At 72.2% G+C, this 26,736-nt stretch carries 19 protein-coding genes, 1 tRNA gene and 1 pseudogene; 14 read left to right on the top strand and 7 right to left on the bottom strand.

Annotated features, from left to right (window positions below; genetic code table 11):
- Nucleotides 1-24 precede the first annotated feature (24 nt).
- Both ACIF6F_RS23950 and ACIF6F_RS23945 read right to left on the bottom strand, forming a co-directional pair.
- Entirely contained in the window at nt 25-2,598 is a 2,574-nt protein-coding gene (locus ACIF6F_RS23950) for an ABC transporter permease (protein WP_399949912.1), read from the bottom strand.
- Nucleotides 2,595-3,383, bottom strand: a complete 789-nt coding sequence (locus ACIF6F_RS23945) for an ABC transporter ATP-binding protein (RefSeq protein ID WP_399949909.1) — start codon at nt 3,381-3,383, stop codon at nt 2,595-2,597. Before ACIF6F_RS23945 ends, ACIF6F_RS23950 begins: the two co-directional genes overlap by 4 nt.
- A 684-nt stretch (nt 3,384-4,067) precedes the next feature.
- Between ACIF6F_RS23945 and ACIF6F_RS23940 the strand changes: the two genes are divergently transcribed.
- From ACIF6F_RS23940 to ACIF6F_RS23930, 3 genes and pseudogenes are all read left to right on the top strand, one after another.
- On the top strand, nt 4,068-5,537 hold the full coding sequence (locus ACIF6F_RS23940) for an MFS transporter (protein ID WP_399950199.1): 1,470 nt from the start codon (nt 4,068-4,070) through the stop codon (nt 5,535-5,537).
- A 45-nt stretch (nt 5,538-5,582) separates the two neighbouring features.
- Nucleotides 5,583-5,822: pseudogene (locus tag ACIF6F_RS23935) on the top strand (alpha/beta fold hydrolase); the annotation flags it as partial.
- Nucleotides 5,823-5,979: 157 nt separating this feature from the next.
- On the top strand, nt 5,980-6,789 hold the full coding sequence (locus tag ACIF6F_RS23930) for a hypothetical protein (RefSeq protein ID WP_399949906.1): 810 nt from the start codon (nt 5,980-5,982) through the stop codon (nt 6,787-6,789).
- A 30-nt stretch (nt 6,790-6,819) separates the two neighbouring features.
- Here the strand turns inward: ACIF6F_RS23930 and ACIF6F_RS23925 are convergent, their stop codons facing one another.
- The 3 genes from ACIF6F_RS23925 to ACIF6F_RS23915 form a co-directional block, all read right to left on the bottom strand.
- A complete protein-coding gene (locus ACIF6F_RS23925) occupies nt 6,820-7,707 on the bottom strand; it encodes a cellulose-binding protein (RefSeq protein WP_399949903.1) in 888 nt (295 codons plus the stop codon).
- Between the two features lie 231 nt (nt 7,708-7,938).
- Entirely contained in the window at nt 7,939-10,623 is a 2,685-nt protein-coding gene (locus ACIF6F_RS23920) for an SUKH-4 family immunity protein (protein ID WP_399949900.1), read from the bottom strand.
- Nucleotides 10,624-10,631: 8 nt separating this feature from the next.
- Nucleotides 10,632-11,609, bottom strand: coding sequence for an SMI1/KNR4 family protein (locus ACIF6F_RS23915; RefSeq protein ID WP_399949897.1), 978 nt, complete (start codon nt 11,607-11,609; stop codon nt 10,632-10,634).
- A 265-nt stretch (nt 11,610-11,874) separates the two neighbouring features.
- Here ACIF6F_RS23915 and ACIF6F_RS23910 point away from each other — a divergent pair, with 265 nt between their 5' ends.
- Both ACIF6F_RS23910 and ACIF6F_RS23905 read left to right on the top strand, forming a co-directional pair.
- Complete coding sequence (locus ACIF6F_RS23910; protein ID WP_399949894.1) at nt 11,875-12,444, top strand: YwqJ-related putative deaminase; 570 nt, start codon at nt 11,875-11,877, stop codon at nt 12,442-12,444.
- 10 nt (nt 12,445-12,454) lie between these two features.
- Nucleotides 12,455-12,961, top strand: a complete 507-nt coding sequence (locus ACIF6F_RS23905) for an SUKH-3 domain-containing protein (RefSeq protein ID WP_399949891.1) — start codon at nt 12,455-12,457, stop codon at nt 12,959-12,961.
- A gap of 18 nt (nt 12,962-12,979) precedes the next feature.
- Here ACIF6F_RS23905 and ACIF6F_RS23900 read toward each other — a convergent pair whose 3' ends face one another.
- Entirely contained in the window at nt 12,980-14,305 is a 1,326-nt protein-coding gene (locus ACIF6F_RS23900) for a sensor histidine kinase (protein WP_399949889.1), read from the bottom strand.
- Between the two features lie 471 nt (nt 14,306-14,776).
- Between ACIF6F_RS23900 and ACIF6F_RS23895 the strand changes: the two genes are divergently transcribed.
- From ACIF6F_RS23895 to ACIF6F_RS23870, 6 genes are all read left to right on the top strand, one after another.
- Nucleotides 14,777-14,850, top strand: a tRNA-Gln gene (locus ACIF6F_RS23895).
- 106 nt (nt 14,851-14,956) lie between these two features.
- Complete coding sequence (gene glmU, locus ACIF6F_RS23890; RefSeq protein WP_399949886.1) at nt 14,957-16,402, top strand: bifunctional UDP-N-acetylglucosamine diphosphorylase/glucosamine-1-phosphate N-acetyltransferase GlmU; 1,446 nt, start codon at nt 14,957-14,959, stop codon at nt 16,400-16,402.
- A 123-nt stretch (nt 16,403-16,525) separates the two neighbouring features.
- Entirely contained in the window at nt 16,526-17,503 is a 978-nt protein-coding gene (locus ACIF6F_RS23885; RefSeq protein ID WP_399949883.1) for a ribose-phosphate diphosphokinase, read from the top strand.
- A 228-nt stretch (nt 17,504-17,731) separates the two neighbouring features.
- Nucleotides 17,732-18,316, top strand: a complete 585-nt coding sequence (locus ACIF6F_RS23880) for a 50S ribosomal protein L25/general stress protein Ctc (protein WP_399949879.1) — start codon at nt 17,732-17,734, stop codon at nt 18,314-18,316.
- Nucleotides 18,317-18,407: 91 nt separating this feature from the next.
- Nucleotides 18,408-18,995, top strand: a complete 588-nt coding sequence (gene pth / locus ACIF6F_RS23875) for an aminoacyl-tRNA hydrolase (protein WP_399950196.1) — start codon at nt 18,408-18,410, stop codon at nt 18,993-18,995.
- A gap of 177 nt (nt 18,996-19,172) precedes the next feature.
- Nucleotides 19,173-19,937 (top strand): LPXTG cell wall anchor domain-containing protein, encoded by a 765-nt coding sequence (locus ACIF6F_RS23870; protein WP_399949876.1) that lies wholly within the window; start codon nt 19,173-19,175, stop codon nt 19,935-19,937.
- Between the two features lie 79 nt (nt 19,938-20,016).
- On the opposite strand, the gene ppc is transcribed toward ACIF6F_RS23870, so the two are convergent.
- On the bottom strand, nt 20,017-22,749 hold the full coding sequence (gene ppc / locus ACIF6F_RS23865) for a phosphoenolpyruvate carboxylase (protein WP_399949873.1): 2,733 nt from the start codon (nt 22,747-22,749) through the stop codon (nt 20,017-20,019).
- A 425-nt stretch (nt 22,750-23,174) separates the two neighbouring features.
- Between ppc and ACIF6F_RS23860 the strand changes: the two genes are divergently transcribed.
- From ACIF6F_RS23860 to ACIF6F_RS23850, 3 genes are all read left to right on the top strand, one after another.
- Nucleotides 23,175-24,155, top strand: a complete 981-nt coding sequence (locus ACIF6F_RS23860; protein WP_399949870.1) for an acyl-CoA desaturase — start codon at nt 23,175-23,177, stop codon at nt 24,153-24,155.
- Complete coding sequence (locus ACIF6F_RS23855; RefSeq protein WP_399949867.1) at nt 24,152-24,826, top strand: TetR family transcriptional regulator; 675 nt, start codon at nt 24,152-24,154, stop codon at nt 24,824-24,826. Before ACIF6F_RS23860 ends, ACIF6F_RS23855 begins: the two co-directional genes overlap by 4 nt.
- Before the next feature lie 173 nt (nt 24,827-24,999).
- Nucleotides 25,000-26,688: an FG-GAP repeat domain-containing protein gene (locus ACIF6F_RS23850; protein WP_399949865.1), complete on the top strand. Its 1,689-nt coding sequence runs from the start codon at nt 25,000-25,002 to the stop codon at nt 26,686-26,688.
- Nucleotides 26,689-26,736 lie beyond the last annotated feature (48 nt).

The raw sequence follows: 26,736 nt of genomic DNA, 5'->3' as shown, positions 1-26,736 counted from the left end.
GGCGCGTACGCGTACCGCCGCCCGCTACTCGCTCGCGATGGCGTTCAGCACGTTCATCCGGCCCGCCCGGAAGGCCGGCACCAGGGCCGCGACCAGGCCGACGAAGGCCGAGCCGACGAACACCGTGAGGATGGTCGGCCAGGGGATCTCCAGCACGTTCAGCCCCTCCAGTGCGAGCAGCTTCTGCGCGGCGGCCCCCCAGCCCATGCCCAGTCCGAGCCCCAGCAGGGCGCCGAAGAGGGCGATGACCACCGACTCCAGGCGGATCATGCGGCGCAGCTGGCGGCGCGAGAGGCCGATGGCGCGCATCAGGCCGATCTCCCGGGTCCGCTCGACCACCGACAGGGCCAGGGTGTTCACCACGCCCAGCACCGCGACGATGATCGCGAGGGCCAGCAGGCCGTAGACCATGTTGAGCAGCTGGCCGACCTGGTCCTTCAGGTCCTGCTTGTAGTCGGCCTGGTCGAGCACCTTGTACTGCGGGTACGCCGCCAAGGCCGTCTTGAGCTGCTCGTACGTGGTGTCGGCGGTGCCGTCCTCCGCCTTGGCGAGCAGCATGAACGGGCGGGGCATCCGGTCGGCGGGCAGGTAGCGCTCGGCGGTGGCCGTGGCCACGTACATGACGCCCTTGTCGAGGTTCCCGCTGTCGGAGGCGATGGCGGCGACCCGCAGGGAGGCGGTGCGGCCGCCGTCGAAGGCGACCTTCAGCCGGTCCCCGACCTTGACCCCGTGCTCGTCGGCGTAGAGCGATCCGACGGCGATGGCGTCCGTGCCGTAGGCGTCGGCGTGCTTGCCGGCGACCATCTCGCGGCGGACGTCCTCGGCGTAGGTCGGGTCGGTGGCGCTGAGGCTCTCCTTGACGGTCTTGCCGTCGGGCGAGGTGACCTTGGCGTCCACGCCGCGGTACGCGGTGACGTGGGCCAGGCCCTCGACCTTGCGCATGGCGGCCTCGGTCTGCGGCATCACCGGCTGGCCCATCTGGGAGGAGACGATGTAGTCGGCGCCGACGGAGCGGTCGAGTTCCTCCGTGGCGGAGGCCACCATCGAGGAGCCGACCACCGACAGGCAGGCCACCAGGGCCAGGCCGATCATCAGGGCGGCGCCGGTGGCGCCGGTGCGGCGCGGGTTGCGCAGGGCGTTGCGCTCGGCGAGGCGGCCGACGGAGCCGAAGGGCCGCAGGACCACGCCGGAGAGCACCTTCACCACGCCCCCGGCCAGCAGCGGGCCGATCACGATGAACCCGATCAGGGTCAGTACCACGCCCAGGCCCAGCCAGAGGGAGCCCTTGCCGGCCGCGTCGGCGGTGGCCGTCAGGTACAGGGCCGCGGCGCCGGCGCCGGTGAGGAGCAGGCCGAGGACGGCCCGTACCACGCCGGCCTTGCGGTCCATGGGGGTGCCGGCGTCGCGCAGCGCGGCCATCGGGGAGACCTTGCCGGCCCGGCGGGCCGGGACGTACGCGGCGACGACGGTGACGACGATGCCGAGGAACATGCCGACGGCGGGGGTGGTCCACAGCACGGTCAGGTCGTCCGTGGAGAGGTTCATGCCCATCTGGCCCATGAGCTTCATGAGGCCGATGGCCAGACCGACGCCCGCGCCGACACCGAGGACCGAGCCGACGACCCCGAGGAGCAGGGCCTCGACGAGGACGGAACGGTTGACCTGGTCGCGGCCGGCGCCGATGGCGCGCATCAGGCCGATCTCGCGGGTCCGCTGGGCGACCAGCATGGAGAAGGTGTTGAAGATCAGGAAGATGCCGACGAGGAAGGCGATCCCGGCGAAGCCGAGCATCACGTACTTCATGACGTCGAGGAAGGAGCCGATGTCCTCGCGGCCCTCGTCCGCGGACTCCTCGGCGGTCAGCAGCTTGTAGCCGGAGCCGAGTTCGGCGGCCACCGCCTTCTTCAGCTGCTCGTCGGAGACGCCTTCCCTCGCGACGACGTTGACGTGGGTGAACTCACCGGTCCTGCCGAGCAGGGCCCGCTGGGCGGTGGGGGTGTCGAAGTAGACCACGGCCGCGCCGGGGTTGGTCACCTTGAAGGAGACGATGCCGGAGATCTTCGCGCGGACGTCGCCGGTGACGGCGATGGTGCGCAGCTCGTCCCCGATCCGGAGGCCGTGCTTGTCGGCGGTGTCGGCGTCGACCATCACCTGGGTGGGGCCGCGCGGGGCGTTGCCGGAGGTGATCTCCATGGAACGCAGTTCGTTGGAGTTCCAGCCGGCGGCGATGGTGGGGGCCCCGGTGGTGGACCCCATGTTCTCGTTCTCCGCGTTGACCACGGTCACCGCGGTGGAGAAGACGACACCCTCCGCGGACTCGGCGCCCTGCGCCTTGGCCGCCTTGGCCACGACGGAGGCCGGCAGGGACTCGGGCTTGCCGCGCTGCGGGGTCTCCTCCCCGCCCTCGGCGTTCTTCGGGCTGACGGTGACGTCCGCGGCGCTGACCGCGAAGAGCTTGTCGAAGGTGGTGTTCATGGTGTCGGTGAACACCAGCGTGCCGCAGACGAAGGCGACCGAGAGGAGCACGGCGACGGCGGAGAGCGCCATCCGCCCCTTGTGCGCGAGGAAGTTGCGCATCGAGGTCTTGAGCACGGTCATGACGTCCGCCCGCGCGCGTCGAAGTCCTTCATGCGGTCGAGCACCTGGTCGGCGGTGGGGTTGAACATCTCGTCCACGATCCGGCCGTCGGCGAGGTAGAGGACGCGGTCGGCGTAGGAGGCGGCGACCGGGTCGTGGGTGACCATCACGATGGTCTGGCCCAGCTCGTCGACGGAGCGGCGCAGGAAGCCGAGCACCTCCGCACCGGCCCGGGAGTCCAGGTTTCCGGTCGGCTCGTCACCGAAGATGATCTCGGGGCGGGCGGCCAGGGCGCGGGCGACCGCCACGCGCTGCTGCTGGCCGCCGGACAGCTGGGTGGGCCGGTGCCTGAGCCGGTCGGCGAGGCCGACGGTCTCCACGACGCGCTTGAGCCACTCGCCGTCCGGCCGGCGGCCCGCGATGTCCATCGGCAGCGTGATGTTCTCGATGGCGTTGAGCGTCGGCAGCAGGTTGAACGCCTGGAAGATGAACCCGATGCGGTCCCGGCGCAGCTGGGTCAGCTTCTTGTCCTTCAGGCCGGTGATCTCGGTGTCCTGGAGGAAGATCTGACCGCTGGTCACCGTGTCGAGGCCGGCGAGGCAGTGCATCAGGGTCGACTTGCCGGAGCCCGAAGGGCCCATGATCGCGGTGAACTGGCCGCGGGCGATGTCCACGTCGACGTGGTCCAGGGCGACGACCCGGGTCTCGCCCGAGCCGTACGCCTTCACGACCTGCCGCGCCCGTGCCGCGACGGCCGTAAGCCCGCCCGTACCCCCGTGCCTGGGATTGGTCACAGCCGTTGTCACGGTTCTTCTCCTCAGTCGATTCCGGCCGGCTCCCGGCCGGACGTACGAGTCTGTTCCGCGGCGCGGGTCCCGCGCGCTGGTGCCCTTCGGCGTCTTCACCCGGGGGCTAGCCCCACCCCCCTGGTGGCGCGATCCCCTCGTAGGAACCAGTTAAGGACGCGGATCCGCGGCGCTCGTCCTCCGTCGGGACGAACGGCCCCTGGCTCCGAGTACGGAGGTCCCCCTAGGGGACACCGGCCCTGAGACGGAGGCGCCCTCAGGGATTCCCCGGCCCGGTGCGGTGATGAGAAGGTGTGGGGCGGCAGATAGGTGCACGGTGAAAGGATTTGGGTGGCCAGCGGGGAGAAGCCGGGCGACGCGTACGCCGGGGACGTGGGTGCCGGCGGCGCGAGCGCCGACGGCACGGGGGCGAGCGACTTGCCCGCCCCTGACCCCGCGGGGGCCGGTGCGGCCGGTGCGGCCGGTGCGGCCGCGAAGGCCGGCGGACCCGCAGATCCCGGCACGGTCAGCCCGCCCGGCACGGGCGGCAGCGTCGGTACGGCCGGCGCGGGCGGCAAGACCGATTCGGCCGGTGCGAGCGGTGCAGCTGGCACCGTCGGTGCCGGTGGCGGCAGGGGGCCGCGGGGTGTCGGCACGGTGCCGGGTGCCGGGGGTGGCCCCGGGCGAGAACCCGGCCGGAGGCCCGTGGCGGCGCTGGTGCTCGCGATGGCGCTGGTCGCCATGGACGGGACCATCGTGGCCACCGCCGTTCCCCAGATCGTCGGCGACCTCGGCGGCTTCTCCGTCTTCTCCTGGCTCTTCTCCGGCTACCTCCTCGCCGTCACCGTCACCCTCCCCGTCTACGGCAAGCTCGCCGACACCCACGGCCGCAAGCCCGTGCTCATCGGCGGCATGGCCCTCTTCCTCGTCGGCTCCCTGCTCTGCGCCGCCGCCTGGAACATGGCCGCCCTGATCGCCTTCCGGGTCGTCCAGGGCCTGGGCGGCGGCGCCATCCAGGGCACCGTCCAGACCCTGGCCGCCGACCTCTACCCGCTCAAGGAACGCCCGAGGATCCAGGCCCGCCTCTCCACCGTGTGGGCCACCTCCGCCGTCGCCGGCCCCGCCGTCGGCGGACTGCTCGCCGCCTACACCGACTGGCGCTGGATCTTCCTGATCAACCTGCCGGTCGGCGCCCTCGCCGTGTGGCTCTGTGCCCGCCGCCTCCACGAGCCCGCCCGCCCCGCCGGCCCCCGCCCCCGCGTCGACTGGGCCGGCGCCCTCGCCGTCTTCGCCTGCGGCGGGCTCCTGCTGACCGCCCTCGTCCAGGGCGGTGTCGCCTGGCCCTGGCTCTCCGCGCCCTCCCTCGCCCTGTTCGGCGGCAGCGCCGTCCTCGCCGCCGTCACCGTCTACGTCGAACGACGGGCCGCCGAACCGATCCTGCCCGGCTGGGTCTGGCGCCGCCGCACCATCGCCGCCGTCAACCTCGCCATGGGCGCCCTCGGCCTCCTGATGGTGGCCCCGATGGTCTTCGTACCGACCTACGCCCAGGCCGCGCTCGGGCTCGACCCCATCTCCGCCGGCCTCGTAATGTCCGTGATGACCCTCAGCTGGCCCATCACCGCCGCCCTCAGCCAGCACGTGTACCGCCGCGTCGGCTTCCGCAACACCGCCGCCCTGGGCGTCGCGCTCGCCGCCCTGATCCTGTCGTCCTTCCTGCTCCTGCCCCACCCCGCCGAGCCCTGGCAGCCCGCACTGATCATGCTGCTGCTCGGGGGTGCCCTGGGCCTCTTCCAGCTGCCGCTGATGGTCGGCGTGCAGTCCACCGTCGGCTGGGCCGAGCGCGGGACGACCACCGCCTCCGTGCTGTTCTGCCGCCAGGTCGGCCAGAGCGTCGGTGCCGCCCTCTTCGGCGCGGTCGCCAACGCCACCATCGCCGCCCGGCTCGCCGGAGCTCCCGTACCCGGGCTGCCCGCGGACCTCGACGGGGCCGCCCAGGCGCTGACCCGCCCCGACGCCCTCCCCGGCGACGCCGCCGCGTACCTGCGCGAGTCCGTCGCCGTCGCCGTCGAGCACGTCCACCTCGGCGCCGCCGCAGCCGCCGTGGCGGCCCTGCTGATCCTGCTGTTCGTGGCCCCGCGCCGCTTCCCCGTCCTCCCCGAACTCCGGCAGGAATAGGCCGGTGGGCGCGTGCGACCTTCACGCGGGCCTTGGCCCGGTTGTTGGAGCGAGCGGCTGCGCGGGTTCGACCGCCCGGTCCTGGTCGTGTGGGCCACCGAGGACCGGCTCATGCCGCGTGACCACGGGCGCCGGCTCGCCGAGTTGTGCCCGCGGGGGCGGCTGGTCGAGATCGAGGACTCCTCCACGCTGGTGCCCGAGGACCAGCCCGAGCGGCTCGCGGAGGTCCTCCTGGAGTTCCTGGCGGACACGGGAGCGAAGCCGGCGGCGCGGGCGGGGGACTGAGCGCGGTACGGGTGGTACGGGTGGTACGGGGCGGGTCCGTACGACGGCACCGCCCCCCCACATCACTCCACTCCGCGCCGCGCCGCGCGGGACGTAACCTGGCGCCCGTCACCTTTACGGGGTACACCATCACCCGTAGGGAATCGGGGGGTTGACGGTGAAACTGATCATTACCGTGCTGGGCGCGTCGGCGCTCGCCGGCACGGCGCTCGTCGTGTGGAAGCGGCCCGCGGTGGTGACCGGCCGGGACGGCCGCGTCTCCACCTCCCTGACCCTGGCCTTCGCCTGGACCGCGGTCCTGGTCTGGATGCTGCTGGTGCTGCTCGGCTACGCCGTCGCCACCGGCAAGGGCCTGGCGTACTTCACCCCGCCCGGCGCCGCCGCCACCGGCCCCCTCGCCCCGCTGAGCCCCACCTACCTGGAGCTGCTCGGCGGCCCGTTCGTCGCCATGATCGCCGCCAAGGCGGTGGTCGGCGGCCGCCTGAAGACCGGCAGCATGACCAAGGCCCCCAGCGGCACGCCCGCCCGCTTCCGGGAGGCGATCAGCAACGACGCCGGCCGCACCGACCTGCTGGACCTCCAGTACGTGCTCTTCAACGCCGTCGCCATGCTCTACGTGGTGGTGCTCTTCGCCATGGACGTGGCGGCCGGCCTGCCCAGGCTCCCCGACGAGGTCTGGCTCCTCACCGCCGCCCCCGCCGCCGCCTACCTGGCCAACAAGGCCACCCCCAGGCCCAACCCGGTGGTCACCGGCGTCAGCCGGCAGGGCGAGTCCCTGGTCATCGAGGGCGGCGGCTTCCCGGAGCACGCCCAGGTGTCGGTCGGCGCGGACGCCCCCGTGCAGGCCCACCTGGAGAACGGCCGCCTCCTCCTGCCGGCCCCCCGCACGGAAACCCCCACCACCCTGGTGGTCACCACCCCGACCGGCCTCCGCAGCGAACCCTTCCCCTACCCCCCGGCCACCTGACCCGGCCGGGGACGGCGGGGAGGGGAACGATCAGCCCTCGGCCGGGGCCCGGCCCGTGAGGGTGGCCAGGCTGTTGCGGACATGGGTCATGTGGGCACGCATCTCCTCCTGGCACTCCGTGTGCTCCCGCAGCAGCCGGTCCGTCTCCCGCCCGATCCGCTCCTCCTGCACCCGCGCCTGCGCCAGCAGCTCAGCCGCCCGCGCCTCCGCATCCTCCTGCCCGTGCCGGGCCGTCTCCTCCGCCTCCGCGTACGCGCGCTTCGCCTCCGCCAGCCGGCCCTCCGCGTACGCCGCCAGCTCCGCGTGCCGCGCCTCCAGCTCCGCCTCCCGCTCCAGCAGCACCCGCTCCGCGGCCTCCCACCGCTCCGCCTGCTCCCCCTCCTGATCCGCCAGCACCGCGTCCACCCGCCGCTGCATCTCCGCCAGCGCCTCCGCGGACTCCCGGCGCCGGGCCTTCGCCTCCTCCCGCGCCGCGCCCCGCACCTCGTCGGCCGTCCGCTGCGCGCTCAGCAGCGCCTGCCGGGCCCGCACCTCCGTCTGCTGCCGCACCGCCTCCGCGTCCTGCTCCGCCAGCCCGGCCACCCGCTCCGCGTGCGCCTGGGCCGCGTCCCGCAGCGCCGCCGCGTCCTCCCGCGCGGCCGCCCGCACCTCCGCGGCCTCCTCCTCCACCAGGGAGAGGATCCGCCGCGCCCGCTCGCCCAGCTCGTCGTACGTCTGCGGGGCCAGCCGCTCCACCGCGGCCCGCAACCGCTCCGCGTCCTCCTCCATCTCCCGCGCCAGCACGGTCAGCCGGGCCGCCCGCTCCCACGCCTCGTCCCGGCTCGCGCCGAGCCGGGCCACGTAGCGGTCCACCTGCTCCACCCGGTAGCCGCGGCCGCGTACGGTCGCGAAACCCTGCGCTGACACGGCTGCGCTCATGACGGAAGCCCCTCTCGGACGACTCGGAGGCCGCTCGGACACGGCTCTCACGCATGGCGGAGATCCGCTCATAACGCGACACTCCGCCCACCTCTCCCGGTCAAGGATGCGTCATTTGACGCCAGAAGCCGGAATTCGCCGTGCCGACAGCAGGAGGACAGTCCGAAAAACGGACGGCCGGGGCGCGATCCGCGAGGATCCCGCCCCGGCCGTCACCGGGCACTCAGCCGATCAGAGCAGCCCGTCCCACATCTGCTCCAGCAGCACCGACCACCAGCTCTCGGGCGACGCCAGCGCCGCCCCGTCCAGCGCCGCCAGCTGCGCCTGGAAGTCCACCGTCCAGCGCCCCGCCTGCTCGGGCGTCAGGTGCATCCGCAGCCGCCACATGTGACCCAGCATCGCCAGCGACCGCGCGAACTGCGGCAGGCTGGAGTTCACGAACTGCGGGGGCACCGGCGCACCGCCGGGACCGGCCTCGACCGGCACCGCCACTATGTTCGCCGTCCCGTACTGCACACACAGCGCCTTGCCGAAGTCACTGCCGACCACCAGGTACGAGGCCGCGTCCGAAGCCGCCGGCACCCCGCGCTGCGCCGCCAGCTCCGCCAGCGTCGGCACCGGCTGCCCGGGCACCGCCTGCGCCCAGAAGAACGGCCCGAAGTCCACCGGCAGACCCGCCATCACCAGCGTCTGCGCTACGACCTCCGGCACACCCTGCCGCGACACCGCGGCCGGCTCGAACCGGAACACGCCCTGCGGACCGAAGACGCCCGCCAGCTCCTGCCCGATGGCCTCCATCGGGATCGCGGGCAGCGTCTGGATCCCGGCCGGCAGCGGAGCCCGCTGCGGCGCCGGACGCGCCGGACCGTCCGCCACCTGGTGCAGCTCCCCCTGGTGGGTCAGCAGGTGGTGCATCCCGGCCTGCCGGCCCGCGTGGTCCTTGCCGTACGGCGCCACGCTGGTGATCCGCACCTGCGGCCAGGTCTCCCGGATCATCCGGGCGCAGTAACCGCCCGGCAGCTCGCAGGACTCCAGCTCCGTGTGCAGCTCCAGCACCTGCTGCGGCGGCACGTTCATCGCCCGCAGCTCGTGCAGGATCTGCCACTCCGGGTGCGGCGTACCCGGCGCCGAACGCCGGATCAGCTGCTGCTCGGAGCCGTCGGGCGCGCGGTAGCGCAGCACCGCCTGGTAGCCCGGACCCACCACGGGCACACCGGGCGCCGGCGGCGGAGCCTGCGGGGGCTGCCCGGCCGCGGGCTGGCCCAGCGGCGCTCCCGGCTGCCCGGGCGGCGGGACCACACCGGGGCCCGCCAGCATCGTCGCCGCGTGGTGCACACCGCCGGGCGGGGTGCCGGGGCCACCGGGCGCGCCCGGAGCGGCCGGCGGACCGGGAGGCGGTACGACACCGGGGCCGGCCAGCATCGTCGCCGCATGGTGCGCGTCACCACCCGGAGCGGCCGGCGGACCGGGAGGCGGTACGACGCCCGGGCCGGCCAGCATCGTCGCCGCGTGGTGCGCGTCACCGCCGGGCGCACCGGGAGCGCCGGGCGGCGCCGGCGGACCGGGAGGCGGTACGACACCGGGGCCGGCCAGCATCGTCGCCGCATGGTGCGCGTCACCGCCGGGCGCACCGGGAGCACCGGGCGGCGCCGGCGGACCGGGAGGCGTGGGCGCACCGGCACCGGGAGCACCGGGCGGCGCGGGCGGGCCGGGCGGCGGAACCACACCGGGACCTGCCAGCATCGTGGCCGCGTGGTGCGCCTCGCCACCCGGCGTACCGGGAGCACCGGGAGCACCCGGACCGGCGGGCGCCGACGGCGGCCCCGGCGGCACCTGCGGCGCGGGCGGGTTCACCGGGGCCCTGCTCGTGGCCGCGTCGGCGATGTCCTGGGGACGCGGCGCGCCCGCGTCGATGGCCGGCGCCACAGCGGTCTTCGGCAGCTGGCTGCCGCCCGCCATCAGCGTGGTCTTCGCCTCGGGCTCGGCACCCGAACGCGGAGCGTCGTCCGCGTCCGTACCCGACAGCGGCGGCGCGAACACCGTCGCCGGCAACGGCACGGAGGCGTCCTCGGAGCCCTGGTTCACGTCCGTGCCCGCCCACGGCGTGGCGTCCGCCGGCACACCCTCGGACGCGGTCGGCTCGTACGCGTCACCACCGGGCCCGCCCAGCGCACCCAGCACCACCGTGCCCGGCAGCGGAACCGCCGGCGGCGCGTCCGGCGCCGGCCCGGCACCCGACGACGACAGCCGCAGCGAGCCACCGGCCCGCGGCGCGCCGGCCGGCCCGGCACCCGCACCCTCGGCACCGGACGCGGCAGCGGCAGCACCGGCACCCGCAGCACCGTCACCGGCAGCCGGAGCGGCTGAAGGAACCGGCGGCACCACCGGAACCTCCGGAGCCGGCGGCGCCGGACACACCGGAGGAACATAAGGACCAGAAGAACCAGAAGGAACCGGAGGAACGGCAGAAGCACCGGCCTCCGCCGGGGAACCACCCGAACCGGCCGACGACGACCCCGCCGCCCCCGCCCGGTTGTCCGGAATCCCCGCCCGGTCCGCCGCCTCCTGCAACCACTCCGGCGGACTCAGCATGAACGAGGTCGCCTCGGAATCGATCCGCTGCGGCGGCACCGACGCCTCCGGCCCCGCCACCGGCGCAGCCCCGTACTCCTCCTCGTACCGGCGGATCACCTCACCCACCGGCAACCCCGGCCACAGCGAAACCTCACCACTGTCCCGAGCGATCACCAGCCGCTGACGGCCACCACCGGACACCGGCACCCCGGGACGGTCCTCCGCCCACACCACGAAGCCGAGCCCGAACTCCCGGACCCTCACCTCCCGGTGCTGATACGCGGGCACGTCACCGTTGACCCACTCCTCCGCGCGCTCCTGCGCCTGCGCGAACGTCACCATCGCCGGAACTACCCTTCCACCGGGACAACACGCGCGAAGCCGCCGTCCACCATCAGACCCGCCACCGTCTCCAGCTCCGGCGGGTTGCCCGCGAGCCGCTCCAGGAACGCGTCGAAATCCGCACCGCACGGCAGCAGCAACCGCTCCGTACGCTCCTGCACCGACCAGCCGTCCCGGTCACGCGCGTCGTCGTACGGGCAGAACCACACCGACCCCGACGCCTCGCCCCGCACCTTCACCGCGACCAGACCACCCTGCACGAACGCCACCGCCAGGTAGTCCTTCGTCAGGTGGTCCCGCAGACACTTGTTGACGTACACCAGATCGTTCACCGCGGCCTCGTCCCGCACCGTGAAGAACGGCTGGTCCACCAGCAGCCCCAGCTCCGGATCCAGACCCACGCCCACCGGCGCACAACCGCCCGCCGCCTTCAGGAAGGAGCGGTACGCCTCCGGCAGCCGGTAGCCCAGATCCTCCTCCACGCCCTGGACCTGCTGCTCCGTCACCGACAACGCCGACTTCGGCAGCCCCAGGTGCACCGGACGCACCTCCTGCAACGGCCGCGTCCCACGCTTCGTGTGGTCCACCGCCGCCGTCACGAGCCCCGCATGGTGCCGCAACAGCGCCTTGACCTCCACCGGCACCAGCTCCAGACGGCGCGAGCCCGCCACGTGGTGCCAGGTCCAGCCGTGCGGAGTCGCCACCGCGGGCACCGTGTCCCACAGCTCGTGACCCGACGCGTGCATCGCGGCGTTCGCCGACACGTAGTCCGTCAGCCGCAGTTCGTCGACACCGAACCCCTCCGGCGGTTCTGCGATCTCCGTCGCCGCACGCGCGTACGGGGAGAAGTCGGGGTGACCGTCCCCGTCCATCCGCACGCCCTCGGGATGCCGCGAGCGCCGGACCGGGTCCGGAAACTGCACGAGCTGCCCGGCGTACGCGGCGTTGGGTGGCGCGGCCTGCTGCCCGAGCCGACCTGTCGTCATGGCGGTAGCCCCCTGCTGGATCTGGCTGGTTCCGCACAGCCTAAGCCGTACGGCAAGAGGCACACCCTCCCCTGCACCTGCAGCGGAGCCACCCCATCCGCCCCCACCGCACCACCCACCCCGCCGCACGCCGGGAACATCCGAATTGATACGAATATTCGACCCAGCTTCCGCAGGGCGCCGCACATTTGGCAGGCTGTCCCGCAGCACGGGGGCGTGCGCGACGCCGGCGCGAGCCGCGGCCACGGGAGGGACGACCAGCACCATGCAGACGGCAACACACACCACGACCCACACGACGGGCCGCACCACAGCCCACCAAGGCACCGCCACGGGACCCGGCACCACCGACCCCCGCCACCACTGGAGCAACGAGAACGGCCTCCACGCCCCCCTCCTCCAGCACCGCCGCGACGGCATCCTCCCCACCATCGCCGCAGCACTCTCCGTACGCGGCGAAACCCTCACCAGCACCGCCGCCAAGGGCGACCAGCCCCCCGCACTCCACCCCCTCGTCCAGGACTTCCTCGACACCCTCACCACCGGCCAGCGCGACCGCCACACCGGCCGATGTCCCGAAGCACTCCTCCTCTCCCGCCACCTCACCACCGTCGAAGCCGGCCGCAGCAAACGCGCCTCCCGCCGCCCCCTCTCCCCCAGCGAAGCCCGCCGCTCCCTCAAACACGCCAAAGTCACCGCCCGCCGCATCCGCGAAGACGGCGACCCCCTCCACGGCAGCTACGCACCCCCCTGCCGCTCCTGCGAGGCGCTCCTCGCCCACTTCGGCGTACGCCCCGTCGACCTCACCGCCCCCCACGACAACGAGAAGGGCTGACCCCGCCCCGATGGCCGCCTCCGCCTCCTACGACCGGTCCTCGGCGACCCGCTTCCCGGTCACCGTCGACTCCGCCCTGCGCGCCGCCGGCTGGAGCCCCGGCCGCTGGGACATCAAGCAGGCCGAGTACTGGGCCGACGCCCTCCGCGACCACACCACCCCCGCAGGACACCGCCACACCGTCTTCCCCGCCGCCGTCGAAGCCTGGGCCGAATTCGGCGGCCTCCGCGCCAGCACCCCCGCACCCGGCCGCCAGATAGCCCCCGTCACCGTCACCCTCGACCCCCTCACCGGCCTCCACCTCGCCCGCACCTTCGCCGACCTCGGCCGCGCCCTCGACACCACCGTCGCCCCACTCGGCCACGAAAACGACGGCAGCGCCCACCTCGCCATCGACCGCGAAGGCCGCGTCTACTCCATCGACCACACCGGCGACTGGTACCTCGGCGCCGGCATCGACGACGCCCTCACCACCCTCCTCACCGGCCTCCAGCCCGTCCGCCTCACCACCGGCTGACACCACCCCCCACGACGCCTACGACGCGTCCGGCACCCGATCCGGCAACACCGCCGACACCCGGAACCCACCCGCCTCCGTCGGCCCCGACACGAACACCCCACCCAGACCCAGCACCCGCTCCCGCATCCCCACCAGCCCGTTCCCCCCACTCGGCAGCCCCGCACCCGCCACCCCGGCATCCGACGGACCGTTCTCCACCTGCATCGCCACCTCACCCTCCCGGTGAGCCAGCCGCACCACCACCCGCGCCCCCGGCGCATGCTTGTGGACGTTCGTCAACGCCTCCTGCACCACCCGGTACGCCGTCTGCTCCACCACCCGCGGATACGCCCGCACCTCACCCCGCACATCCAGCTCCACCACCATCCCCGCCGCCCGCGACTGCCCCACCAGCGCCGCCAGCTCCGCCAGACACGGCCCCTCGTCCACAGCCCCGGACACCGGCCCCGCCGCCACCAACGGCACCGGAACCGCCGACACGGCAGGCGCGGAAGCCGCCGACGCCGAAGCCGCCGACGCCGAAGCCCCCGACACCACCGGCGACCGCAACACCCCCAACATCTCCCGCAACTCCGTCAACGCCTGCCGGCCCATGTCCCCCACCAGCGCCGCATTCCGCACCGCCTTCGCCGGATCCTTCCCCGCCACCGCCTCCAGCGCCGCCGCATGCACCACCATCAACGACACCCGGTGCGCCACCACGTCGTGCATCTCCCGCGCGATCCGCGTCCGCTCCTCCTGACGCGCCCACTCCGCCCGCTCCTCCGCCCGGTCCGCCAGCAGCGACAGCTCCCGCTCCAGCGAATCCGCCCGCTCCACCAAGCTCTCCAGCAACCGCCGCCGCGCCCCTATGTACAGACCCAGCAACACCGGCGGCGCCGTCAACGCCACCGCCATGAACACCGACACCACCGGCACGTACCACCGGTCCGCCTGCACATCCCCCTGCGTCCGCACATACGTCACCAGGAACGTCCCCACCAGCGACATCGACGCCAGCAACGCCGTGATCCGCCGCGGCACCTCCGACGCCGCCAGCGTGTACAGACCCACCACCGCCAGCAGGAAACCCATCGCCGCCGGCGTCACGGCTATCGCCACCAGCACCACCGCGACCGGCCACCGCCGCCGCAGCACCAACACGGACCCCACCAGCAGCCCGGACACCACCCCCACCGGAACCGGCAACGACGCCTCCCCGGCGAACGCCACCCCCTCCAGCCCACACTCCAGCGCCGAAGCCACCGCCAGCCCCACATCGAGCACGGCACTCCGCCGACGCCCCCACCACAAGGGCCCGTCCCGCCCGACCCCCGCCCGCTGCTCCCCCGTACTGGTCATACCGCCACCCTACGATCGCCCCGCCCGACCGCTCCCGCGGATTCCCCGCCCTCACACGCACCCTCGCCGCGATTCCCCCAAACCTGCGGTAACCGCACATACGACTGAACCGCCCGCACTCCGAACCCTAAACCCCGCATTCCGGACGACGGTGGACCCGTGCGAGCAAAAACCGACCTCCAGACGAAGTCGACGCCATGACCGACCGCGAGCTGCTGCTCGTGGGCACCGCGCTCTACTGGGCCGAAGGCACCGGACCTCCTCGGCATCGACACGAGCAGGCTCGGCAAGACGGCGATCAAGAGGCATGACCCGAAGACCATCCGCAAGAACACGGGGGAGAACTACCGCGGATGTCTCACGATCCAAGTGCGCAACAGCGCGGAGCTCTACCGTCGCATCGAGGGGACCTGGTGCGGCATAGTAGGGGCTGCATCCGAAGCCGATCAACGGAATCGGACATAAGGCCTATCCCGGGTCGTCTAAGGGCAAGACGTCAGATTTTGGTTCTGATCATGGGGGTTCGAGTCCTCCCCCGGGAGCCACATATACGGGTCCCGACCGTTCCGGTCGGGACCCGTGCTCGTTACCGGGACGTGGCCCCCCGGTATCCTTCGGAAGTCCACCCCCGAAAAGCCGAAGGGCACACCCGTGAGCGCCAACCGCCCGGCAGCCGTCGTCGTACTCGCAGCGGGTGAGGGCACCCGCATGAAGTCGGCCACTCCCAAGGTCCTGCACGAGATCTGCGGGCGGTCGCTCGTCGGTCACGTGGTTTCCGCAGCTCGGGAGCTGGAGCCGCAGCATCTGGTCGTGGTCGTGGGGCACGCCCGCGAGCAGGTCGTCGCCCATCTGGACGAGCACTACGCCGGCACCCGCACGGCGGTGCAGCACGAGCAGAACGGCACCGGGCACGCGGTCCGGATGGCGCTGGAGTCGCTCGGTGGTCCGGTGGACGGGACCGTGGTGGTCGTGTGCGGCGACACCCCCCTCCTGACGGGTGACACGCTGGCGGCGCTGACGGCGACGCACGCCGCGGACGGCAACGCCGTGACGGTGCTGACGGCCGAGGTGCCGGACTCCACCGGGTACGGGCGGATCGTGCGGGACTCCTCGGGCGCCGTCACGGCGATCGTGGAGCACAAGGACGCGAGCGACGAGCAGCGGGCGATCCGTGAGATCAACTCCGGGGTGTTCGCGTTCGACGGGAAGCTGCTGGCGGAGGCGCTGGGGCAGGTCCGTACGGACAACAGCCAGGGTGAGGAGTACCTCACGGACGTGCTGGGGATCCTGCGGGCGGCGGGGCACCGGGTGGGTGCGTCGGTCGGCGGTGACCACCGGGAGATCCTGGGGATCAACAACCGCGTGCAGCTGGCGGAGGCTCGCGGGCTGCTGAATGCGCGCCTGCTGGAGCGGGCGATGCTGGCGGGTGTGACCGTGGTGGATCCGGGCAGCACGTTCGTGGACGTGACGGTGACTTTCGGCCAGGACGCGGTGATCCATCCGGGTACGCAGCTGCTGGGGTCGACGCACGTGGCAGAGGGCGCCGAGGTGGGTCCGAACACGCGCCTGAAGGACACCGAGGTGGGTGCGGGTGCGCGGGTGGACAACGCGGTGGCGGACCGTGCGGTGATCGGCGAGTCGGCGAGCGTGGGTCCGTATGCGTATCTGCGTCCGGGGACGCGGCTGGGGCTGAAGGCCAAGGCCGGCACGTACGTGGAGATGAAGAACGCGACGATCGGTGAGGGCACGAAGGTGCCGCACCTGTCGTACGTGGGGGACGCGACGATCGGTGAGTACTCGAACATCGGCGCGGCCAGTGTGTTCGTGAACTACGACGGTGAGGCGAAGCACCACACCACGGTCGGCTCACACTGCAAGACGGGTTCGGACAACATGTTTGTGGCTCCCGTCACGATCGGGGACGGTGCCTACACGGCTGCCGGCTCGGTCATCACCAAGGATGTGCCGCCCGGCGCACTGGCCGTGGCACGGGGCCAGCAGCGGAATATCGAGGGCTGGGTGGCTCGTAAGCGTCCGGGCAGCGCGGCCGCGCAGGCGGCTCAGTCGGCGGCGGACGAGCCGTCCGGCGAGGTCTGACCGGAAACGGGTGCGTCGATGTCGGCGTACCGTGATAGGTGCACGCAATTCGGCTGGCTTGCCGCGCGCGGGACGGACGCGCGCGGGGGCGAGCAGCTTCAACACGTCTGAGGAGACAGTGCTGTGACCGGGATCAAGACGACCGGCGAGAAGAAGCTGATGCTCTTCTCCGGCCGCGCCCACCCCGAGCTGGCCGAGGAGGTCGCGCACCAGCTGGGAGTCGGCCTCGTGCCGACCAAGGCTTTCGACTTCGCGAACGGTGAGATCTACGTCCGCTTCCAGGAGTCGGCGCGCGGCGCGGACTGCTTCCTGATCCAGAGCCACACGGCTCCGATCAACAAGTGGATCATGGAGCAGCTGATCATGATCGACGCGCTGAAGCGCGCGTCGGCCCGCTCGATCACCGTGATCATCCCGTCCTACGGGTATGCCCGTCAGGACAAGAAGCACAAGGGCCGTGAGCCGATCTCGGCGCGTCTGGTGGCGGACCTGCTGAAGACGGCGGGTGCGGACCGGATCCTGACGGTGGACCTGCACACGGACCAGATCCAGGGCTTCTTCGACGGTCCGGTGGACCACCTGTCGGCGCTGCCGGTGCTGGCGGACTACGTGGGCGCGAAGGTGGACCGTACGAAGCTGACGGTGGTGTCTCCGGACGCCGGCCGTGTGCGGGTGGCGGACCGCTGGTGTGACCGTCTGGACGCGCCGCTGGCGATCGTGCACAAGCGCCGTGACAAGGACGTCGCCAACCAGGTGACGGTCCACGAGGTCGTGGGTGAGGTCGAGGGCCGCGTGTGCGTCCTGGTCGACGACATGATCGACACGGGTGGCACGATCTGTGCCGCGGCCGAGGCGCTGTTCGCGCACGGTGCGGAGGACGTGATCGTGACGGCGACGCACGGCATCCTGTCGGGGCCGGCGGCGGACCGTCTGAAGAATTCGAAGGTGAGCGAGTTCATCTTCACGAACACGCTGCCGGATCCGTCGGACCTGGAGCTGGACAAGATCACGGTGCTGTCGATCGCGCCGACGATCGCGCGTGCGGTGCGTGAGGTCTTCGAGGACGGTTCGGTGACGAGCCTGTTCGAGGAGCAGCAGTAAGGATCCTTCTGCGGGGGCCGGGCCCGGTGGGGCCTGGTCGTCGCGGGTGTGGGTCCCGCTAGATCCTTTTGGGGTGCGGCCTCCGTGCCGGGTAGACTCTTCGAGTTGCTCGGCGAGGGAGGCCGCACCTTTTGGTGTCCGGCGCTCCGTTATCGACGCGCTCTTCGTAGCAGGCCGTTTCGTGGCCGGGTGACCCTGTCCGTTTTCGTCACCCCACGAGGAGTGAACATGTCCGAGGTCAAGCTCTCCGCTGAGCTCCGTACCCGTTTCGGCAAGGGCGGTGCCCGTGAGGCCCGTCGCAACAAGGTCGTCCCCGCGGTCATCTACGGCCACGGCCAGGACCCGAAGCACGTGTCCGTCGAGGGCCACGGCCTGTTCATGGCGCTGAAGACCCCGAACGTCCTGATCTCCCTGGACATCGCGGGCGACGGCACCGAGCTGGTCATCCCGAAGGCGGTCCAGAAGGACCCGATCAAGCGTGACCTGCTGCACGTGGACTTCCTGGCCGTCCGCAAGGGCGAGAAGGTCACGGTCGAGATCCCGGTCGTCACCGAGGGCGAGCTGGCCGCGGGCGGCAACCTGCTGGAGCACGTCCTGAACACCCTCTCGGTCGAGGCCGAGGCCACCCACCTGCCCGAGTCCGTGACGGTTTCCGTCGAGGGCCTGGAGGCCGGTGCGTCCGTGCTGGCGAAGGACATCGCGCTGCCGTCGGGTGCCACCCTGGTGACCGACGCCGACGCCGTGGTCCTGCAGGTCCTGGCCGCGCAGGCCGAGGAGCCGGCTGCCGAGGCCGAGGAGACCGAGGAGGCCTGAGCCTCTTCGTCTGGTTGCTGACCGACCGCCGTCCGGCTCCACTGGAGCGGGGCGGCGGTCGTCCCATGTGAGGAGCTTTGTGATGGCGGAGATGGCGGCCGACGGTCCCTGGCTGGTGGTGGGTCTGGGGAATCCGGGTCCCGAGTACGCGGGGAACCGGCACAACGTGGGGTTCATGGTGGTGGACCTGATCGCGGACCGGATCCGGGGGAAGTTCAAGGCGCACAAGGCGCGGGCGCAGGTGGTGGAGGGCCGGATCGGTCCGGCGGGTCCGGCGAACCGGCGGATCGTGCTGGCGAAGCCGATGTCGTTCATGAACCTGTCGGGTGGTCCGGTGACGGCGTTGCGGGACTTCTACAAGGTGCCAGTGGAGCGGGTGGTGGCGATCCACGACGAGCTGGACATCGATTTCGGGACGCTGCGGCTGAAGCTGGGTGGCGGGGACAACGGGCACAACGGTCTGAAGTCGATGACGAAGTCGATGGGTGCGGAGTACCACCGGGTGCGGTTCGGAATCGGTCGTCCGCCGGGCCGGATGCAGGTGGCGGACTTCGTGCTGAAGGACTTCTCGTCGGCGGAGCGGAAGGAGCTGGACTACTTCGTGGACCGGGCTGCGGACGCGGTGGAGTGTCTGGTGCTGGAGGGTCTGGAGCGGGCGCAGTCCTCGTACAACTCCTGAGCGGGCGTGGAGCTTTGGCCTCCGTTTGCTGATCGTTACTTCGGACAAAGCGGGGCGCGGGGGCTGATCTCCGTACGAATACTGCCGCATACCTCTTGACCTGGGGGTGGCGTCGTCAGCATGCTGAGCCGCCACCTCCCACGGCACAGTTCCCCCTCTTGCGCCAGAGGTATCCCCATGTCCATATCCAGGATCCGCGGGGCGGTCGTGCTGCCCGCGTCCGCCGCCCTGCTGGTGGCTTCGGCCGCCGTTCCCGCGTTCGCCGCCGATTCGTACCCGGTGCCGCTGCACCAGTCCCTGCCGCTGACGGCGACGTCGCAGGGTGTCGAGAACGAGAAGTCGTGCGCCGACATCCCGTCGACGCAGGACGGCTGGCACTTCGTGCTGCCGGGCAACTCGACGACGTTCGTGAAGCTGAAGGTCACGTTCGAGCCCGGCGGCGAGCAGACCGTGACGGTCTTCGGGCCGCCGACGGAGAAGCACGCGTACGTGGCGTCCGCGCCCGGTGCGAAGCTGACGGCCGCGTCCGCCGAGGTGGTGGGCGGTTCGGTGAAGTGGTTCAACCTGTCGCACACCTGCCCGGCCGCGGGCGGGCCGTCGCCGTCGGGTACGCCGTCCGGTTCGTCGTCGCCGTCGGGGTCGTCCTCGCCATCGGCGAGCGCGTCGCAGACGCCGTCCGGCACCCCGTCGGGCACGCCTTCCGGTACGCCTTCGGGATCGTCGTCGGTGTCGCCGAGCGGCAGCGCGTCCCCGTCGGACAGCACGTCGCCGTCTGCTTCTGCTTCGGAGTCGGGTGCGGCGGCGGGCGGTTCGTCCGGTGCGCCGGGCGGTGATCTGGCGACGACCGGTGCGGGTGCGCCGGTGGGTCTGCTGGCGACGATGGCGGGTGCGCTGATCGCCGCGGGTGCGGTGCTGGTGGTGCGCCGCCGCCGTACGCAGTAGTCGCGGGCGCAGGCTCGTATGCGGAGGGTCCCCGTACCTGGACGGTGCGGGGACCCTCGGCGTTGGTGTGGTGGCCGGGTCAGCCGGTGTTGCGGAGGCCGGCGGCGACGCCGTTGACCGTGAGGAGCAGGGCGCGGCCGAGGAGCGGGTCGGCGGGTTCGCCGGCGGCCGCGGCGGCGCGCTGGCGGGCCAGCAGGGAGACCTGGAGGTAGGAGATGGGGTCCAGGTAGGCGTCGCGGACGGCGAAGGTCTGCTGGAGGACGGGCTGGCTGTCGAGGAGTTGTTCGCCGCCGGTGATGCGGAGGACTTCGGCGACGGTGAGGGCGTGTTCGGCCTCGATGAGGGCGAAGACGTGCTTGAGCTCGTCGGGGACGAGGGTGTCGACGTAGTGGCGGGCGATCCGCAGGTCGGTCTTGGCCAGCGTCATCTCGACGTTGGACAGGAAGTTGCGGAAGAAGTGCCAGTTGGCCTGCATCTCTTCGAGGACGTCGTCGCCGCCGGTCTCGCGGAGTGCCTTGAGGCCGGAGCCGACGCCGTACCAGCCGGGGACGATCTGGCGGGACTGGGTCCAGCCGAAGACCCAGGGGATGGCGCGGAGTCCGTCGAGGCCGGCTCCGGAGTCGGGGCGGCGGGAGGGCCGGGAACCGAGGTGGAGGTCGGCGAGCTGGTCGACGGGGGTGGCGGCGAAGAAGTAGGCGGGCAGGTCGGGGTCTTCGACGAGGCGCCGGTAGGCGGCGTGGGCGGCGTCGGAGACGGTGTCCATGGCGGCGTCCCAGCGGGCGAGGGACTCGTCGGACTGCCGGGGCGCGGTGTGCAGGGCGGAGGCCTGCAGGGTGGCGGCGACGGTGAGTTCGAGGTTCTCGCGGGCGAGGGAGGGGACGAGGTACTTGTCGGAGATGACCTCGCCCTGTTCGGTGACCTTGATCTCGCCTTCGAGGGTGCCCCAGGGCTGGGCGAGGATCGCGTCGTGGGAGGGGCCGCCGCCGCGGCCGACGGTGCCGCCGCGGCCGTGGAAGAGGCGCAGGCGTACGCCGTAGCGGTGGGCTACGTCGCGGAGGCGGCGCTGGGCGCGGTGGATCTCCCACTGGCTGGTGGTGATGCCGCCGAACTTGCTGGAGTCGGAGTAGCCGAGCATGACCTCCTGGACGTCGCCGCGGAGGGAGACCAGGCGGCGGTAGGAGGGGTCGGCGAGCATGTCGTTGAGGATGACGTCGGCGGCGCGGAGCTCGTCGGTGGTTTCGAGGAGCGGCACGATGCCGATCTTGGCCCAGCCGGCGTGGAGGTCGATGAGGCCGGCTTCGCGGGCGAGGACGGCGGCGGCGAAGACGTCGTCGGCGCCCTGGCACATCGAGATGATGTAGGACTCGATGACCTCGGGGCCGAACTTCTCGAAGGCGTCCTTGACGGTGCCGAAGACGCCGAGGGTCTTGGCGCCGGCGGCGTCGAGGGGGGCCGGGGTGGGGGCGAGGGGGCGGCGGGAGCGGAGTTCCTTGGCGAGGAGCCGCTGCCGGTAGTCGCGGGGCATGTCGGCGTAGCGCCAGGATTCCTCGCCGAGGCGGTCGAAGAGCTGGCCGAGCGCGTGGTGGTGGGCGTCGGCGTGTTCGCGGACGTCCATGGTGGCGAGCTGGAGGCCGAAGGCGCCGAGGGTGCGGATGGTGCGGTCCATGCGGCCGTCGGCGAAGAGGGCGCCGCGGTGTTCGCGCAGGGAGGTCTGGATGAGGGTGAGGTCGGTGAGGAGCTCGGCGGTGCCGAGGTAGTCGCGGCCTTCCTCGTGGGGGGTGCCCTTGGCCAGGCGCTCGCGGGTGTTGAGGAGCTTCTGGCGGATGCAGGTGGCCTTGAGGCGGTAGGGCTCTTCCGCGTTGAGGCGCTTGTAGCGGGGGCTGATCTCCGGGAGGCGCTCCAGGTCGGCCTGGAGGGAGGTGAGGAGTTCCTCGGTGGCGCCGGTGTAGCGGATGGAGTTGGAGAGCAGGCCGCGGAGGAAGTCGACGAGTTCGAGGGCGTCGGTGATGCCGTGCTCGTGCTGGAGGATCAGGACTTCGCGGGTGACGTCGGGGGTGACGTTGGGGTTGCCGTCGCGGTCGCCGCCGATCCAGGTGCCGAAGGTGAGGGGGCGGGTGCCGGCGGGGAGTTCGACGCCGACGCGCTGGAGTTCGGCGGCGAGGTCCTCGAGTACGTCGCCGACGGCGCCGGCGTGGAGTTCGTCGAGGTAGTAGATGGCGTTGCGGGCCTCGTCGGCGGGTTCGGGCCGGACGACGCGGAGCTCGTCGGTCTGCCAGATGAGGTCGATGTTCTCGGCGAGGCGGAGGTCGTGGCGGCGGCGGTCGCCGGCGCCGGTGACGGGCTCTTCGAGGAGGGCGGCGATGCGGCGCAGCTTGTTGAGGACGCTGCGGCGGGCTGCCTCGGTGGGGTGTGCGGTGAAGACCGGGCGGACGTTGAGGTTGCGCACGGTCTCGCGGAGGTGCTCGGGGTCGGCGTCCTTGAGCATGTCCGCGGTGCGGGCGAGGAGGCCGCCCTCGGCGGCGCGGTGGGCGCGCAGTTCCTTGCCGCGGTGTACCTGTTCGGTGACGTTGGCGAGGTGGAAGTAGGTGGAGAAGGCGCGGACGAGCTTGGCGGCGGTCTCCAGGTCGGTGTCGCCGAGCAGCTCGGCGGCGGCTTCGCCGTCGGTGCGGGTGAGGGCGCGGACCTTCTCGACGAGGTCGAGGAGTTCCTGGCCTTCCTGGCGTACGAGTGTTTCGCCGAGGAGGTCGCCGAGGCGGCGGATGTCGGCGCGCAGCTCTGCGTTGCCGGTGGTGGACTGGTCAGCACTGCTCACAGGTGCGGCTCCTTGCAGTGTTTCGAGCGCTACTGGGAGGTGGGCGCGGGGTCGCGTGGCGGTGCCCGTGTTCGGATGTGCGTCCGAAGGCACTGCCGTGTGGTGCGCAGCCCCCGGCTGCCCGTGCGGACCGCGCTGTCCGACGAGACCCAAGGATAGGCGCCGCTGCTCGTGCCCTGGTCGCGGTGCCCACCAGACGGACTCCGGGCGTGGCTTTCCGCGGGGGTGTCCCCTTCTTCGGGCTGGGTTTCCCGGTTCTTTCCGCGCGGGGTGTGGCCCGGTTCTTTCCGCGGGGTTGTGCCGTCTCTGTGCGCGGGGGTGTCTCCCTCTTGCCGCGGGGGTAGGCGCTGGGATACTTACGATGCCGTAGGTTACGGTTCCGTAGCCTGGCATTCCGCCGATTCCTCACCCCCAGGGGACGCCCCATGACCATCAGCCCCGACGTGATCGAAGACGCCCCGGAGGCGGCCGGAGGGCCGCCGGTCTCCGCGACGCTGGGCGGGGAGAGCAAGCGTTCCATCGAGCAGATCGCGCTGCTGCTCTTCATCACCGTGCCCTTCGTGGCCCTGCTGGGGGCGATCCCGCTGGCGTGGGGGTGGGGGGTGAGCTGGCTGGACGTGGGCCTGATGGTCTTCATGTACTTCCTGGCCTGCCACGGCATCACGATCGGTTTCCACCGCTACTTCACGCACGGTTCCTTCAAGGCGAAGCGGCCGTTGCGGATCGCGCTGGCGGTGGCCGGGTCGATGGCGGTGGAGGGGCCGCTGGTGCGGTGGGTGGCGGATCACCGCAAGCACCACAAGTTCTCGGACGCGGAGGGCGACCCGCATTCGCCGTGGCGGTTCGGGGAGACGGTGCCGGCGCTGATGAAGGGCCTGTGGTGGGCTCACATCGGGTGGCTGTTCGACGAGGAGCAGACCGATCAGCAGAAGTACGCCCCGGACCTGATCAAGGATCCGGCGATCCGGCGGATCTCGCGCGACTTCGTCTTCTGGACGATGCTGTCGCTGGCGATCCCGCCGCTGGTGGGCGGGCTGGTCACGATGTCGTGGTGGGGGGCGTTCACGGCCTTCTTCTGGGGTTCGCTGGTGCGGGTGGCGCTGCTGCACCACGTGACGTGGTCGATCAACTCGATCTGCCACGCGGTGGGCAAGCGTCCGTTCCGGTCGCGGGACCGGTCGGGGAACGTGTGGTGGCTCGCGGTGCTGTCGTGCGGGGAGTCGTGGCACAACCTGCACCACGCGGACCCGACGTCGGCGCGGCACGGGGTGCTGCGGGGCCAGGTCGACTCCAGTGCGCGTCTGATCCGCTGGTTCGAGCAGGCGGGGTGGGCCTCCGACGTGCGCTGGCCGTCGGACGCCCGGATCGACGCCCGGCGCAAGGAGAAGGCCGCAAACGCGGCATGATGGGTGACGTGGCGATCGACGGCAGTATTCCCAGCAACGACAAGCCCAGGCGTGGCCGCCGGGTCCGGATGACCGGTGCGGAGCGCAGGCAGCAACTGCTGGACATCGGTCGCGCCCTGTTCGCCGAGAAGGGCTTCGAGGGCACGTCGGTGGAGGAGATCGCGGCGAAGGCCGGGGTCTCCAAGCCGGTGGTGTACGAGCACTTCGGCGGCAAGGAGGGTCTGTACGCGGTCGTGGTGGACCGGGAGATGCGCCAGCTGCTCGACATGGTGACGGGTGCGCTGACCGCCGGTCATCCGCGGGAGCTGCTGGAACAGGCCGCCTTCGCGCTGCTCGACTACATCGAGGCCTACACGGACGGGTTCCGGATCCTGGTCCGGGACTCGCCGGTGGCGCAGTCGACGGGCACCTTCGCCTCGCTGATCAGTGACATCGCCACGCAGGTCGAGGACATCCTGGGGCTGGAGTTCAAGGCGCGGGGGTTCGACCAGAAACTGGCGCCGCTGTACGCGCAGGCGCTGGTCGGTATGGTCGCGCTGACCGGTCAGTGGTGGTTGGAGACGCGGCGTCCGAAGAAGGCGGAAGTGGCCGCCCACCTGGTGAACCTGGCCTGGCACGGGTTGGACGGGCTGGAGGCGAAGCCCCGGCTGGTGGGCCACCGCAAGAATTGAGCCGGGCACCGCGACAGCGCAAAAGGTTGTACGGGCAACGACTTCTTTTTCCGGGAGCGGCGGGGTTAGCCTCCTGACACTCCCGGGAATCCGTGGGCCCGCGCGCAGTTCGCACGCCTGTACCGCCCACGCCGGCCCCCCGGGAGCACCCGTCTCATGTCCCGGGGGGGACCTTGTCTTTTTCGCCGTACCTGCGCCGTCTGGCCGCCTGCACCGCGCTCGCCGTGTCGGCGGGCGCGCTGCTCGCCGCGCCCGCGGTGGCCGCGGACGGTCCGGCCCTGCCGGAGGTGCGGCTGGGCGCGGGCAAGCAGTCCGCCCGGGGTGCCGCGTACGCGACGGCGGCCGCGGTCAGGCCGAGGCTGGACGTGGACGGGGACGGGGTCTCCGACGACCTGTTCCGCGACGTGGAGGGCCGGGTCGCGGTGACCCTGTCCGGGACCGGGCAGCAGGTCGACTTCAACATCCAGGCCGTCGACATGGCCGAGGTGTTCAGGGACGTCCTGGCGGCGGGCAACCTGGGCGGCACCTCCGCGCCCGAGCTGCTGACCGTGTCGGCGTGGGGCGTCCTCTCGCTGTACAGCGCGGACGGCCCGTACGGCACGACCCGGCGCAGCTGGGCGGGCGGCGGCTGGAACGCGTACAACAAGGTGATCGCCCCGGGTGACCTGACCCGCGACGGCCGCACCGACCTGCTGGCCCGGACCCCGGCGGGCGACCTGTTCCTGTACCGGGCGACGGGTGCGCTGACCGGCGAGCCGTTCGCGTCCCGCGTGCGGGTGGGCGGCGGCTGGCAGGCGTACGACCAGCTGGTCGGCGCGAACGATCTGGACCGGGACGGTATCGCCGACCTGGTGGCCCGGTCGCTCAACGGCGACCTGTGGTTCTACAAGGGCACCGGCAGCTCGTCGGCGCCGTTCAAGGCCCGGGTGAAGGTCGGACCGGGCTGGAACGCGTACAACCAGCTGGTGGGCGCCGACGACATCGACGGCGACGGCCGGGCCGACCTGGTGGCCCGCGCCTTCGACGGCACCCTGTGGTCCTACCGCTCCACCGGCTCCGGCACCTTCGCCGCCCGGGCGAAGTACGGCACCGGGGGCGAGGCGCTGCGCTTCCTGGCCGGGCACGGCAGCGTGCCGGACTACGGCCGGCACAGTGTGCTGGCCTCGGCCGCGGGCGGCGAGCTGTACGAGTACGGCGAGCTGGCCAACGGGCGGTTCCGGCCGCGTACGGACGCCGGGTACCCGGGCGGCTGGTCGGGCCGGCCGGTGTTCGCCTCGGGCCTCGACACCCGCGACGACGCGCACCTGCTGAAGCTCTCTTCCGGGACGGTCCGCAACCTCGACACGGACCTGCCGGTGACCGGCACGTGGACCGGTGCCAGGCTGCTGGTCGGCCCGGGCGACCTGACCGGGGACGGCAAGGGCGACCTGCTGACCCGCGACGGCTCGGGCGTGCTGTCCCTGCACGCGGGCGACGGCAAGGGGCTGGCGGTCTCGGCCCCGGTCGCCGTGGGCCCCGGCTGGAGCGGCTACGACCGGATCTTCGGCGCGGGCGACGTCACCGGCGACGGCCGTGCCGACCTGTTCGCCCGGGACACGGGCGGCCGGCTGTACCTGTACCCGGGCACCGGGTCGGCGGGTGCGCCGTTCGCGGCGCGGGTCCTGATCGGCCCCGGCTGGGGTGCGTACGGCGAGTTCGCGGCGACCGGCGACCTGAACGGCGACGGGCGGGCCGACCTGGTCGCCCGCGACGCCGCCGGCGACGTCTGGCGGTACACGGGCACGGGCCAGGCGGGCACCGCCGCCCTGTCCTCCCGGACCAGGATCGCGACCGGCTGGGGCGGCTACACGTATCTCGCGTGAGCCCGCGGCCCGCTCGGCGCGACAGCTTGTCGGAAGACCCGTACCACC

This window comes from Streptomyces sp. NPDC086023, assembly GCF_044540325.1.
Taxonomy (GTDB): Bacteria; Actinomycetota; Actinomycetes; order Streptomycetales; family Streptomycetaceae; genus Streptomyces.
The sequence above is the reverse complement of the archived record's forward strand: the minus strand, read 5'-3'. Positions and strand labels throughout refer to the sequence as shown.

Bases quoted from the DNA above. Each gene is read 5' to 3' on its own strand.
- ACIF6F_RS23920 (WP_399949900.1), bottom strand. From the start codon at position 10,623: ATGGTGACGTTCGCGCAGGCGCAGGAGCGCGCGGAGGAGTGGGTCAAC.
- ACIF6F_RS23900 (WP_399949889.1), bottom strand. From the start codon at position 14,305: ATGACCAGTACGGGGGAGCAGCGGGCGGGGGTCGGGCGGGACGGGCCC.
- pth (WP_399950196.1), top strand. From the start codon at position 18,408: ATGGCGGCCGACGGTCCCTGGCTGGTGGTGGGTCTGGGGAATCCGGGT.
- ACIF6F_RS23915 (WP_399949897.1), bottom strand. From the start codon at position 11,609: ATGACGACAGGTCGGCTCGGGCAGCAGGCCGCGCCACCCAACGCCGCG.
- ACIF6F_RS23855 (WP_399949867.1), top strand. From the start codon at position 24,152: ATGATGGGTGACGTGGCGATCGACGGCAGTATTCCCAGCAACGACAAG.
- ACIF6F_RS23910 (WP_399949894.1), top strand. From the start codon at position 11,875: ATGCAGACGGCAACACACACCACGACCCACACGACGGGCCGCACCACA.
- ACIF6F_RS23860 (WP_399949870.1), top strand. From the start codon at position 23,175: ATGACCATCAGCCCCGACGTGATCGAAGACGCCCCGGAGGCGGCCGGA.
- ACIF6F_RS23925 (WP_399949903.1), bottom strand. From the start codon at position 7,707: ATGAGCGCAGCCGTGTCAGCGCAGGGTTTCGCGACCGTACGCGGCCGC.
- ACIF6F_RS23880 (WP_399949879.1), top strand. From the start codon at position 17,732: ATGTCCGAGGTCAAGCTCTCCGCTGAGCTCCGTACCCGTTTCGGCAAG.
- ACIF6F_RS23905 (WP_399949891.1), top strand. From the start codon at position 12,455: ATGGCCGCCTCCGCCTCCTACGACCGGTCCTCGGCGACCCGCTTCCCG.
- ACIF6F_RS23950 (WP_399949912.1), bottom strand. From the start codon at position 2,598: ATGACCGTGCTCAAGACCTCGATGCGCAACTTCCTCGCGCACAAGGGG.
- ACIF6F_RS23870 (WP_399949876.1), top strand. From the start codon at position 19,173: ATGTCCATATCCAGGATCCGCGGGGCGGTCGTGCTGCCCGCGTCCGCC.